Genomic DNA, 12,555 nt, shown 5'->3' with positions numbered 1-12,555 from the left:
CGAACGAACCGGAGAAAAACGATGAACATGAAGCATATCGCCCTGTTGCTCACTGCCGCAACGTCCACCGCGTCGCTGGCACAGACACCGCCGCCACCGCCGCCGCCCGAGGCAAAGACCGCTGCGATGCCCTATGTCATGGCCGCCGGCATGAGCGATCTTTACGAGATCAACTCCAGCCAGGTGGCGTTGCAAAAATCCCAGACGCCTGCGGTACGCCGCTTCGCGTCCATGCTGATCAAGCACCATCAGACGACGACGGCGGCGACGATGAAGGCCGCGACGAAGGCAGGTCTCACGCCGACGCCGCCTGTCTTGGATGCCGGTGCTACCGCCTCGATCAACGAACTGCAGACGGCGCCCGCGGCGGATTTCGACCGGCTATATCTCGGCCAGCAGGTTCCCGCGCATCAGGCTGCGCTCGACCTTCATCAAAGCTACTCGACCGGCGGTGACCAGGCTCCGCTGCGGACCTCGGCCAAGGCTGCGGTCCCGATCGTCAAGCAGCATCTGGATGCCGCGATGAAGCTGCAGGGTGGCAAGTCCATGAAGACGATGTCCGGTATGTGAGGGGTGGTGGAGCGCTTCTCGGAGCGCTCCATTCCTTTCCGTTTTGCGTGATGTACGAGAATAGACGGTCAGGAGTAAGATATTTTGAGCACTTCACTGCCATCGCCCGAAACCGATTCCGGGCCCAAGCTCGTCGGTAACGACGACGGAACGGCAGGCCATTATTCGGGCGAAGAATATGACAGCTATCGCAAGGAGCAGCCTCGCAACGTCGAGGTCGGCACAAGTCGCGGGAATCGTGAAGCGAATATCTTAGCGTCGAATGCCGCCGCAGGGGAAAGCATCCCAGCGGAGGCGGGACGTCGCGCGTATGTCGACGAGAAGACTGGCGAGGTGCACGGCAGCGGCGCCGGTGCGGGCGGTGGCAACGCGACCGAGGATTACGGGTCGAACACCACGGGCGGCGGTGGTGAAGTTCGTGAGGCGCAAAGGCCTGATCGGTAAGATCTACGCTGGGTATGATCTACGGGGGCCCGGTGCAGATGATTGAGAACACACTACGATGAAACTCTCGCGGAGTTTACGCAGGCGAGAACCACGCGGGCTCGAACTGCAGCAGCCTTGGTTTGATCGGCGATAAAGCGCGCAGGGCGGCAAGATCGAGAATTCGCACCTTCCTGCCTTCTCACGCGAACAGGCCCTCCTCTCGCACTTCACGCAGTTTACGGTTCACGTGAACCGCGGTGAACTCGGTGAGGTCCCCGATTACCTCCTGGGTAAGCGGAAAGTCGAATGCGTCATCCTCGACGGTGCCAATCGGGCTGAGGCGTGTGTGCAGATCCAGGAGCAAGCGTGCCAACTGCTCCTTGGTAGAGGTGTGTCCAGTCACCGCCAGCGTGTCCATGAGCGCGAGATGCTCCATTTGCGCGGCAAACGTGAAAAGCGCACCGAGGCGCGGCATTTGTGCATAGATCGGCCCGAGCCGCTCGAAAGGTACGAAGGCTATGGTTGCTTCGGTAACTGCGATCAACGTGTCCGCCGCACGCGTCAGCACCATGTTACTCAACGTCGACCAATTTATTCGTGAGCTTAAGACTCGTGCGACTGCGAAGTCGAGCGCGGATTGGCGAAGGCCGTCTGCGCACAACGATCGCGGCGATACCTCTCGATCGGTGAAAGCCGACGGTGGTTCGGGCAATGGGCCCACCGGCAGCTGAGCCTGGTATCTGCAATGCGATAAGACTGTGGTCCGACCCCGAGCGTTGCGGGCATGCTTGCATGGGGCGTTGCACGTCCGCTACTCATTCTCGGCTATGGTTTTTGTTTTGGCGGCTGGTACTCGCCGACGCTTACTTTGGGTTGTCGACGGGCGCGTGCACCCGCTATCGTCGTGAACGATGCTGCCCGTACATTCGCCTGGTTCAGGTCGTCCCGCCATGGGTCGTCATGTCGTCGAGCGCGCTGCCGTCGATGCGGCGGTTTTCGCTAGCGAGATCGTGACGGCGTTCCAGCCTGTCGTGCTGCGCGGGCAAGTACGGCACTGGCAAGCCGTCGCCGCCGGACGCGATGGCGATCGGGCGATGGCGGAATACCTTGCGGCGTTCGGGGCACGCGGCGGCAAGCCTCTCGACGTGATGATCGCGCCACCCGAGGCGGAGGGGCGCTTTTTCTACGCCGACGAAACGCTCGCGCACTTCAACTTTCACCGTCAGCAGGTCCCGATCGGCGCGCTGGTAGCCGAGCTTTTACGCTTCGCCGAAACCGACGCGGCGCGGCCACACACGCTGTACGCAAATGCTGCAACCGCACCCGAGCATCTCCCGGACTGGGAAGACGCCAATCCGCTCGATCTCGGCGTGGACGCGCCTGCGCGCCTCTGGATCGGTAATGCGACACAGATCGCGACGCATTATGACACGTCGATCAACATCGCCTGCGTGGTGGCGGGACGGCGTCGGTTCACGTTGTTTCCGCCCGACCAACTGGCCAACCTCTATGTCGGGCCGCTCGACCATACCATGGCCGGGCCGCCATCGAGCATGGTCGATCCCGAAAACCCGGATCTGGTGCGCTACCCGCGGTTCGCCGAGGCGCTCGCGCAGTCCCAGATCGCCGAACTCGAACCCGGCGACGCGATCTTCATTCCGCCGATCTGGTGGCATCACGTCCGCTCGTTCGGCCGGCTCAACGTGTTGGTCAATTACTGGTGGGAACATCGCTCGGGTGCGGCGTTCCTCGCGCTGGTCCATGCGATCGGTGCCGTTCGCGATCTTCCCGTTGCCGAGAAGCAGGCTTGGCAGAGTTGGTACGATCATCTCGTTTTCGCGCCACAGGCCGCATGCGCCGCCGATCATCTGCCGGCACCCGCGCGTGGCATTCTCGGACCGGAGAGCGTCGAGCGAACCGGCAGGATACGTCAGTTCCTGATCAACATGCTGCAACGGGGCTGATCGGACGACTGCTCGATGAGGCGCCGTGGATCAACTGACCATCAGCAACCCATGTTTTGCCGCAAGGCCGCGCGCATCCGCTCAAGCCCGTCGCGATCCGCCTTGCCAAGGACACCTCGGACGTCCGGCGGCAAATGCGCGGCCGGCTCGCCATCGGTCTGGAACACGAGATGGTCGAACATCGTCCGCCACACGCGGCGCTGGTCCTCGGGCAGGGTGCGCAGCGAGAACAGCGCGAGCAGCAGCGCGTCGTAAGGGCTTGCCATGCTCCGTGGCGCCGGATCCCACCAATAGTTGCAAAGCATGTTGACCGGCGCGAGGGACGCCACCGCATGCCACCAGTGGAACGGAATATAGAGAGCATCGCCCGGTTCGAGTGTCGCTTCCCAAGCGTTGTCCATCGCGTCGGCGAACCGGGGGTAGCGGGCGAGGTCGGGGGCGTCCGGATCGACCATGCTGACCGGCGTGCCCGCGGGCGTCAGTTCATACGGCCCCATATACAAATTGCCGACCTGGTCGGGTGGGAAGAGCGTGAAGCGACGGCGACCGGCAATGACGATCGCGATGTTCTCCATGAGGTCGTAATGCGTCGCTACGCGGATCGCGTTGCCCAGCCAAAGCCGCGGCACGACCGCGGGATCAACCAAATCGATGCCCTGCTCGTCGACGAAGCCGGGCAGGAGGTCGGGAGCGGAGATCGACTGGACCGCCATCGCGTACGGGTGCGCCACCGCGCGATCCCGCAAAAGCCGGTCGAGGAACGGATCGAGTGGCGACCGTCCACGCGTGAAGTTCAGCGCGGTCATGTCGGGCTGATAGAAAAAACGTCCCTCGATCTCCGGCGGCCCGACGATCGCGTTCACAGAATCGGCATGGCTGAACGTCTTCAGATAATCGACCAGCGCGGTGTCGGATGTTCGGGCAGCACGGACCGCCGGCCAGTCGGCAGCCAGACCCCGAAGGACCACGGGCCGTGCGGCGGGGCGAATTTCGCGGTCGAAGCGTGCTCGGTCGATACCGTGGACTTCAGCGATCGGGGTGGGGGCGGCAAGGCGGGTCATGACGCGTCGGGCAATGCCGACCACCGGAATGCCACGTCTGCGAGATCCCGCATCACAATGGCGACCCCCCGCCGCCGACGTCGAACGGCGATTCGGCGGTGAATGCGAAAAACGGAACGTCGTCGGACGCGGTCCGCGCAGGGACGGAAGCGGAGGGCGATGGCGTAGCCTGCGGGGCGAGCGGAGAGAGCGCGGTGCGTCGCAGGAAGTCGCCATGCGTCGGCAGCCGCTGCGCGGTGTCGAGATAGCCGCGTCGCATCTGTTCGAGCGCACTCGCTACCTTGTGTTCGTCGAGCGCGTCGGCGGCTGGTTCCCAGCCTTGCGGCGTGATCCCCTGGCCGAGACAGACGGCTACCCAACTCGGGTTGCTGAACAGATCATAGCCTTCGCGGAACAGCCGCCCCTTGCCCGCGAACAGGTCGATCTTGCGTTGCAGGCTTTCGGGGACGTCCATCGTCCGGACCTGGTTCCAGAAAGGTGAGTCGTCGCGGCGCGTCGCCTTGTAATGCAGAATAATGAAATCGCGGATGTCCTCGTACAGGTCGTGCATCTGCCGGTTGAATTCGTCCCGCTCGACGGGATCGAACCGCTTGTCGGGAAACAGGGCGATCAACCGCTGGATCCCCGCCTGGACGAGGTGGATGCTGGTCGATTCGAGCGGCTCGATGAACCCGCTGGACAGGCCGAGCGCCACGACGTTGCGGTTCCAGCAGTCGCGGCGGCGACCTGCGGTGAACTGCAGCCGTCGCGGGTCCGCGAGCGGCTTCCCCTCCAGGCTCGCGAGCAGTTGCGCTTCGGCTTCATCGTCACCGAGATACTTACTGCAATAGACCAGGCCATTGCCCATCCGGTGCTGCAACGGGATACGCCATTGCCAGCCGGCCCGATGCGCGGTCGACCGCGTGAATGGGTCGGGCGCTTGTGGGTCAGGCAATTCACAGGGCACCGCGACCGCGCGATCGCAAGGAAGCCAATCGGCATAGCTCTCATAGCCGGTGTGCAGCGTTTCCTCGATCAGCAGACCCCGGAAACCGGAGCAGTCGATGAACAGGTCGCCTTCGATCCGTCGGCCGTCCTCAAGCGTCACGGCGGCGACATAGCCGTCGTCGGGACGTTGATTGACCTCGGCAATCTTGCCTTCCACCCTGACGATGCCGGCCTGCTCGGCATAGTCCCGCAGGTATTTCGCATAGAGCGAAGCATCGAAATGGAACGCGTAGAAAAGCTCGCGGACCGGGGATCGGGCATCGCTGGACGCGCGCCCGAATTTGCCGCTCGCGGCAGCCACTGCGCTCATCGACCATGCCGAAATGTCGTCGAGCGGTCGCCGCGCTTTCTCGCGCAGCCAGAGCTGGTGAAAATGGATGCCTTGCAGGTCATGGCCGTAGTTGCCGAAAGGATGGAAATAGCGCTCGCCAAGCGCACCCCAGTCGACGAACTCGATTCCGAGCTTGAACGTCCCCGACGTCGCTTTCAGGAATGCATTCTCGTCGAGGCCAAGCATCTGATTGAAATTGATCAGCGGTGGAATAGTCGCCTCGCCAACCCCGACCGTTCCGATCTCTTCGGATTCGACCAGCGTGATCTCGGTATAGCCGTTGTTGAGAAACCGCGCGAAGGCCGCGGCGGCCATCCAGCCGGCGGTGCCGCCGCCGACGATGACGACGCGACGGATCAAATGTTCGTTCATTGCAAAAGGTGTCTCGACTGGGCCGCGCGATAGGCGGCATGACTGGGGATATGCGGCAAGGCGGTTGCGATCTCTTTGGTCAACTGTGCCATTGCCGCCCGGGCGATCGCGGATGGTACCGCCGCCACGAGCGGATCGATCCGTCGCGGCAGCACGCCGTGACCGATGAGCACGGCAGCCCAGCCGTCGCGCGCGAATGTCTCCTCCTCGTAAAACGGGAGACGGCCTCGCTCGGTATATTGCGCGAGCGAATGTGCCAGACTGGCGGGCGGCTCGGTAGCGGCAAGGGCCTGCCATAACGGATCGTCTCGGCGCGCGGTCTTGTAGTGCAGCGCCAGGAAATCGCGGACACGCTCGGCTTCGGCCAATGACTGGCGGTTGAACTCGGCCGCTTCGCCACGGGTCGGTACCCGCCCGGGTAGCATCGCTATCAGTCGGTCGATGGCGCTGAGCGCCAGGTGAAGATTGCACCATTCCAGCGGCTCGATCTGGGTCGCGACGTCGCCGATCGCGATGCAGTTACCCCGCCATGGTTGCGGCCGTGTCCCGGCACGAAGGTGGATCGGGTCGCCGGGAAAAGCGCCTGCGACGTCGTACAGGACCTGCTTCGCTTCGGCATCGTCGATACGGCTTGATGCATAGGCGAACCCACTTTGTGCACCGCTGGTCCAATGCCATCCGGCCGGATGGGCGACCGCGGTGGTGAGAACTGCCGGTTCAGCTGGCACCTCGGCGAGCAGAACGCGGTCGCACGGTAGCCATCGGGTCCAATCGTCCCGAACGTCGTCTAGCGCACCGCGGAGCCAAGCGCCCGGGCCGCTGGCATCGACGAACAGGTCGGCCGCCAGGCGGCCGCCGCCGGAAAGTTCGACAGCTGTAATCCCGTCACCATCGTCGCGTAGGACGCTTGCGATCTCGCCAACGATTTCACGTACGCCGACATGCAGGGCAAACGCGCGCATCATGGTCCGGTAGCGCGGAAGGTCGAGGGTCAGGCCATATTCGTGATCTGCAAAGGGCGTTTCGGGAATCGACGGCGCGAACCTTCCTGCGCGGGCGAGCACTGCTGCAGGCGAGTGACTGTCGAACGGGGCAGTTGATCCTTCCTGTGCGGATCGCGCCCAGTGGAGATGGAACGCGGTCGGACCGAACGCGCGGCCATAGCGACCATAGGCATGGACGAAATCGGGCAGTCCCGTCGCCCACCCGCTAAACAATGTGCCCAGCCTGTATCCGCTGCCGGTACGGACGATGCCATCGGCTGGGCCGATGCCCAGGTCGTCGTGAAACCCGAGCAACGAGGGCAAGGTACAGGCGATCCGATCAGCGAGCGCGTCGGGCGAGGGCGCGCAGTTCAGGATCGTCACATCGAGGAACGGTGCGCGGCGCTTCAGCGCTGCGGACGCGTTCCACGCGGTGATACCGCCACCCGCGACCAGAACACGCTCAAGTCGGTCCTGCTGCATCAGGCGGCGTGTGCCATCGCGCAGTAATGCTCGATAAAGCTGCGGTGGTCCGGACGGCCGGCGACGTCGTCGGCAATATCATTTCGCAAGGCGTCGAGGCTGCCGATCAACGCGTTCGACTCGACCGGGTCGGCGCGGCCGTCCCAGCCTTCCGGGACGATTCCCTGTCCGAGATATACCGCGACCCAGCTCGGGTCGAGGAAGACGCCCTCGCGATACTTCACGACCCGTCCGCGCCTGCGCCACAGCTCGAGCTTCTCCGACAGGCTGTCTGGGATCGCCATCGTCCGGACGTAGTCCCAAAATCGCGAGTCGCTCCTGGTCGTGGCGTGATAGTGGAGGATCAGGAAATCGCGGATGCGATCATATTCCAGGTCGATCAACCGGTTGAACTCGTCGCGGTCAGTCGCGCCGATACGTCTTTCCGGGAACACCTCGATCAACGTCGTGATCGCCTGTTGGACGAGGTAGATGCTGGTCGATTCGAGCGGCTCGAGAAACCCGCTTGCCAGACCGATCGCTACGCAATTGCCGACCCAGCTGCGCCGACGACGTCCGGCTTTGAAGCGCAGCACGCGAGGGGCGGCAAGCGCTTCACCCTCAACGGCGGCCTCGAGCGCACGCCGCGCGTCGTCATCGGAGACGAAGTCGCTGGCATAGATATAGCCATTGCCCGTGCGGTGCTGAAGCGGGATCCTCCAGCGCCAGCCCGACGGCATCGCAATGGCGCTCGTATAAGGTGTCACTGGGGTGCGGGTGCGGCACGGCATCGCTACGGCGCGGTCGGTCGGGAGCCAGTGCGACCAGTCGACGAACGGCTCCGCCATCGCCTCACCCAGCAACAGCGCCCGAAAACCCGAGCAATCGACGAACAGGTCTCCCTCGATCCGTTCGCCGCCGTCCAGAACGATGGCGGCGATGTCGCCACTGTCATGGTCGCGTTCGACGGACAAAATGACACCCTCGGTCCGGCGAACGCCCATGCCCTCGGCGAGTTCGCGGAGATAGGGCGCGAAAAGCGTCGCATCGAACTGGTACGCGTACCCGTAGGTACCGGACAGCCGTCGACGATCGGTTTCCGGACGCTCGAACTTGTTGCTGCGTGCCAGCGCACAGGCATAGGACATCGAATCCAGCGGCGGCATTGATACGCCCTCCCGCGCAAGTCGAGCCCAGTAATGCTGGAAGTCCACTCTGCCGGAACCACGACCGAACGTACCGAACGGATGGATATAGCTATCGCCGATGCGGTTCCAGTCGCGGAACTCGATCCCCAGTTTGAACGTCGCTCGGGTGCGCGCCATGAAGTCCGCTTCGTCGATGCCGAGTCGTTCGTTGAACGAGCGGATATGTGGCAGTGTGGCTTCGCCGACACCGACCACCCCGATCGCCTCGGATTCGACCAGACGCACCGAGCACTGGGTCGGCAGCAAACGCGACAAGGCCGCTGCGGTCATCCACCCGGCCGTACCGCCGCCAACAACCACCACGCGCGTTCTAGGTTCTGCCATGACCGGCACCAGATACTCTCCCGACGCTCCTAATATTGGCGCTACCGCTGGATCGTCCAACATCCGGCCCGTTGCGTCAACCGTTGTTGAATGGCGCGGCAACGTGACGGAATTGTCACGATTTGAGCCATTTACAGTTTGATTTCTATGGAATGATACCGCAAACATATGTCGCACGCCGGGGCTGTAAGTACTCGGGGCAACAGGGAGCAGGCGCGATTACAGCGCCGAGTTTTAGGAGGGGTCCAAGATGCGCCGTATCGCGCCGTCGAATAATGCTGTTCGCCACATCGTCCGTTTTTTGCACAGTGCGTCGGCGACGACATTGTGCGTAGCCTTGGCCGGCGTCGCGCATGCCCAAGCCGGGCCGGACACCACGCAGAGCAACGTGCGTGTCGCAGATCAGGCGTCGCCTACCGGCGCCAAAACCGGGCAGGGCACCGCAGGCTCGACCAAACCCGCAACCGCGGCGAGCGATCCATCGGCGAGCGATGCGCAGAGCACTGCCGCAGCCGATACCCCCGGTGCGCCGGGTGAGATCGTCGTCACCGGCATCCGTCAGAGCCTTGCCAACGCGCAGGCGATCAAGCGGAACTCCGATACCGTGGTCGACGCGATCACGGCGACCGATATCGGTGCCTTGCCCGATCGATCGGTGACCGAGGCGCTGCAGCGCGTACCTGGTGTGTCGATCAGTCGCTTCGCCGGCGCGAACGACCCCGACCATTTCTCAGTCGAAGGTTCGGGTGTCGTGATCCGCGGCCTGAACTTCGTCCGGTCCGAGTTCAACGGGCGCGACGCCTTTGCCGCAGGTATCGGCGGCCAAGCACTGAACTTCAGCGATGTCCCGGCCGAACTGCTCGGGTCGGTGGAGGTCTACAAGAACGTGACCGCCGCCTCGATCGAGGGTGGTCTCGCCGGAACGGTCAATCTGAACACGCGAAAGCCGTTCGACAAGAACGGCCTTCAGATCGGCGCCGACGCGGAAGCGAACTACGGCGACTTTGCCAAGAAGTGGACGCCGACCGGGTCGCTGCTCATCAGCAACACATGGGATACGCCGGTCGGTAAATTCGGCCTGCTCGGCGACGTCTCCTATTCGCGGATCCGCAGCCGGGCGGACGGTGTCCAGATCACCAATTTCCAAGCCCGCGACAACAGCCAAGTGCCCTACCAGAATGGCAACGGCGTGCTGGTCTGCCGCAACCCGCTCCCGAGTAATTCCGACACCACGACTCTGCCCGCCGCCGGTGCCGCGTGCAACGCCGCCTCGGCACCAGGGGCGGACGGTTTCGCCGATCTGTCGACGGGGCAGTATTCGCCGCTCGGTGGCCAGTATCGTACGCAGGACTTCGATCGCAAGCGCGATGGCGTCGCGCTGGCCGCACAGTTCGAGTCGAGCGATCGCTCGTTCCTCCTGACCGGGCAGTATATCCGGTCGCATACGACAAACGCGACCAGCGAGCACACGTTCGAAGCCGCGCCCGATCTGTCCGAATACAGCACCTTTCCGAACGGATGCCAGCAGAACAGCAACGGTCCACTCTATAACAACAATGGCACGACGCGCGCGGAATGCCCGGTCGGCAGCTTCACCAACTACACCTACGACGCCAACGGACTGTTCAAGAGCGGCTATATCACGACGCCGGGTACGGGTTTCCGGACCAATCGCAGCGGAACGCCGTCGACCACTTCCATCCCCACCGGCGGTGCACCGATCTCCCTGTCGCGGGGCCAGACCTTCGAGCGCAACGTCATCAACGACTTTGGCCTGAATGCTGAGATCCATCCGACACGGCAATTGTCGGTCGCGCTTGACGCCGATTATACCCGCTCCGAGCATGACACGTTCAGCCTGAACATCTTCGGCGAGACGTTCGCCGACCAGGAACTCGACTTGTCCGGAAGCGTGCCGACCGTCATCTCGCACAAGCCCAGCACGCTCTCCGCCGCGTGGGCGACGCCGGCCAACGCTGTCCTCGCCGGACAGACCGACAGCCAGTATTTCGCCGATCCCAATACGACGTTCTGGCGCGCTGCCATGGATCATGCCGAGCACAGTGTCGGTAAGGAATTCCAGTTCAAGGCCGACGCGACCTATGACTTCGACGAGGGCGGCTTCCTGACGAAGGCCCGGTTCGGCGCACGCTACGCCGATCGCGACCAGACGGTCCAGTATTCGACGTATAACTGGGGGATGGTCAGCGAAGTCTGGGCCGGATATCCGGTAACGGTGAACCAGTTCGGGGGTGATCGTGCGGATTACTACACGTTCCCCAACTTCTTCCGCGGCGCCACGACCGCGCCCCCAGGCGCTTATTTCTACAATGGCGATATGATCAAGGGGTATAGCGACGCCGTTGGCTTCCTGAAGCAGGTCGAATCCGTCGCGCAAACTCAGAACGGCAATGCGCAGCAGCAATGGCGACCGCTGGCCGAACGTCCGGGTGTCGTGGCGGGGACGAATTACCTGCCGAACGAGATCCAGCGGGTCCACCAGAAGGACTTCGCGGCGTATGCCATGGTGTCCTTCAAGACCGCGTCGGCGAATGATGGGCTCGGTTTCAGCGGTAACGTTGGCGCGCGGTTCGTGCATACCGGGCTGGACTCGTTTGGGACCAGCACGATCCCGAACCAGGCGACGTTGAACATCACGTCCAGTTACGACGTGCGCTGCGCCGTCTCGACCGTGCCGGCGGGTGCTCCTCCCGGCACGAATCCAACGCGTCCAGGCGGCGTCTGCAACCTCGGCGCAAACGGCTATGCTCAGTTGCAGCAATTCTCAGGCGTGAACTCGGTCAACTTGTTCAACCAGGCCAAGACGAGCTACACCTACCTCCTGCCAAGTGTGAACCTGAAGCTCGGCATCACGCCCAGATTGCTTGCCCGCCTGTCGGGGTCGAAGGTGCTGACGCGTCCGGACTCCGCACTGATCCGCAATTATCAGCAGATCTCGATCGACGGGAACGGGAATTTCCTGAGTACGGTGGGCAACCCATATCTAAAGCCGGCGACCGCGTATCAGTTCGATCTGACCGCGGAATGGTATTTCTCGAAGGTCGGGTCCTTGACCATCGACGCATTCTACAAGGATGTGAAGGACTTCTTCTACCAGTCCGTCGTCAACCTGCCATTGCAGAACAACGGTATCACGTTCCCGCTGCTGACCCGCGGTCCTGCAAACTACAATGGCCACGGCAAGATCAAGGGTGTCGAACTCGCCTATCAACAGACGTTCGACTTCCTGCCGGGCGTGTTGAGCGGGTTCGGATTTACCGGCAACTATTCGTTCATCCAGAGCTCCGGGCTGCCGAATTCGTTCCTGAACGGGGGCACTCCGGTTGGCAACGTAGCGCCGCAGACCAAGACCGGAAGCTTACCGCTCGAAGGCCTTTCCAAGCATAACGTCAACGCCACGGTGTTTTATGAAAAGGGTCCGGTTTCGCTCCGTGCAGCGTATAACTGGCGGTCGAAATACCTCCTCACCGCAGCTGACGTGATCTTCCCCTATACGTCGATTTTCCAGGCTGCGGCCGGCCAGCTCGACGCATCGGCGTTCCTCAACGTCAACAAATACATCAAGATCGGCGTGCAAGGTGTGAACCTGACCAACTCGGTGACCAAGACGCTACAGGCGTATAGCGGCGATCCGAGCGCGTTGGCGCCCCGATCCTACTTCGTCAACGACCGCCGCTTCTCGTTCATCCTGCGTGGCAATTTCTAGGAGCCGCGGCGCGCGCTGGAGACGCTTTGAACGCCGTTTGCACGTGCGCTGGATATGATGTCGGCGCGAAGCATGATGTAAAGTGACATTGCGGTGATGCTGGTCGAGTAATGGACATTACCCGACCAGTTATCGCCGCG

Annotated in this window: 9 protein-coding genes; 4 read left to right on the top strand and 5 right to left on the bottom strand. The window is 62.9% G+C overall.

All coding sequences use genetic code 11. The features are described from left to right. Positions 1-21 precede the first annotated feature (21 nt). Positions 22-570: a DUF4142 domain-containing protein gene (locus AC1MH0_RS06350; protein WP_480965184.1), complete on the top strand. Its 549-nt coding sequence runs from the start codon at positions 22-24 to the stop codon at positions 568-570. An 84-nt stretch (positions 571-654) separates the two neighbouring features. Beyond that, entirely contained in the window at positions 655-1,014 is a 360-nt protein-coding gene (locus AC1MH0_RS06345) for a hypothetical protein (protein WP_480965183.1), read from the top strand. Between the two features lie 181 nt (positions 1,015-1,195). Here the strand turns inward: AC1MH0_RS06345 and AC1MH0_RS06340 are convergent, their stop codons facing one another. After that, on the bottom strand, positions 1,196-1,567 hold the full coding sequence (locus AC1MH0_RS06340; RefSeq protein WP_480965182.1) for a Crp/Fnr family transcriptional regulator: 372 nt from the start codon (positions 1,565-1,567) through the stop codon (positions 1,196-1,198). 379 nt (positions 1,568-1,946) lie between these two features. On the opposite strand from AC1MH0_RS06340, the gene AC1MH0_RS06335 reads away from it, so the two are divergent. Further along, positions 1,947-2,960, top strand: coding sequence for a cupin-like domain-containing protein (locus tag AC1MH0_RS06335; RefSeq protein ID WP_480965181.1), 1,014 nt, complete (start codon positions 1,947-1,949; stop codon positions 2,958-2,960). A 41-nt stretch (positions 2,961-3,001) separates the two neighbouring features. Here AC1MH0_RS06335 and AC1MH0_RS06330 read toward each other — a convergent pair whose 3' ends face one another. The 4 genes from AC1MH0_RS06330 to AC1MH0_RS06315 are packed head-to-tail and all read right to left on the bottom strand — an operon-like array spanning position 3,002 to position 8,688. Then, positions 3,002-4,021, bottom strand: coding sequence for a cupin-like domain-containing protein (locus AC1MH0_RS06330; RefSeq protein WP_480965180.1), 1,020 nt, complete (start codon positions 4,019-4,021; stop codon positions 3,002-3,004). A 52-nt stretch (positions 4,022-4,073) separates the two neighbouring features. Beyond that, a complete protein-coding gene (locus AC1MH0_RS06325; RefSeq protein WP_480965179.1) occupies positions 4,074-5,711 on the bottom strand; it encodes a tryptophan halogenase family protein in 1,638 nt (545 codons plus the stop codon). Then, entirely contained in the window at positions 5,708-7,177 is a 1,470-nt protein-coding gene (locus AC1MH0_RS06320; protein ID WP_480965178.1) for a tryptophan 7-halogenase, read from the bottom strand. Before AC1MH0_RS06320 ends, AC1MH0_RS06325 begins: the two co-directional genes overlap by 4 nt. Then, on the bottom strand, positions 7,177-8,688 hold the full coding sequence (locus tag AC1MH0_RS06315) for a tryptophan halogenase family protein (RefSeq protein ID WP_480965177.1): 1,512 nt from the start codon (positions 8,686-8,688) through the stop codon (positions 7,177-7,179). The genes AC1MH0_RS06320 and AC1MH0_RS06315 overlap by 1 nt, the downstream gene beginning before the upstream one ends. 250 nt (positions 8,689-8,938) lie before the next feature. Here AC1MH0_RS06315 and AC1MH0_RS06310 point away from each other — a divergent pair, with 250 nt between their 5' ends. Beyond that, complete coding sequence (locus AC1MH0_RS06310; protein ID WP_480965176.1) at positions 8,939-12,415, top strand: TonB-dependent receptor; 3,477 nt, start codon at positions 8,939-8,941, stop codon at positions 12,413-12,415. Positions 12,416-12,555: the final 140 nt, after the last annotated feature.

Source organism: Sphingomonas sp. AP28 (genome assembly GCF_056680455.1).
Note: the sequence above shows the minus strand (reverse complement) of the source record. Positions and strands in the feature narration are given on the sequence as shown.

What these genes read in the sequence shown, in the direction of transcription:
- AC1MH0_RS06315 (WP_480965177.1), bottom strand. Translation starts at nt 8,688, where the DNA reads ATGGCAGAACCTAGAACGCGCGTGGTGGTTGTTGGCGGCGGTACGGCC.
- AC1MH0_RS06335 (WP_480965181.1), top strand. Translation starts at nt 1,947, where the DNA reads ATGGGTCGTCATGTCGTCGAGCGCGCTGCCGTCGATGCGGCGGTTTTC.
- AC1MH0_RS06340 (WP_480965182.1), bottom strand. Translation starts at nt 1,567, where the DNA reads ATGGTGCTGACGCGTGCGGCGGACACGTTGATCGCAGTTACCGAAGCA.
- AC1MH0_RS06320 (WP_480965178.1), bottom strand. Translation starts at nt 7,177, where the DNA reads ATGCAGCAGGACCGACTTGAGCGTGTTCTGGTCGCGGGTGGCGGTATC.
- AC1MH0_RS06330 (WP_480965180.1), bottom strand. Translation starts at nt 4,021, where the DNA reads ATGACCCGCCTTGCCGCCCCCACCCCGATCGCTGAAGTCCACGGTATC.
- AC1MH0_RS06310 (WP_480965176.1), top strand. Translation starts at nt 8,939, where the DNA reads ATGCGCCGTATCGCGCCGTCGAATAATGCTGTTCGCCACATCGTCCGT.
- AC1MH0_RS06325 (WP_480965179.1), bottom strand. Translation starts at nt 5,711, where the DNA reads ATGAACGAACATTTGATCCGTCGCGTCGTCATCGTCGGCGGCGGCACC.
- AC1MH0_RS06350 (WP_480965184.1), top strand. Translation starts at nt 22, where the DNA reads ATGAACATGAAGCATATCGCCCTGTTGCTCACTGCCGCAACGTCCACC.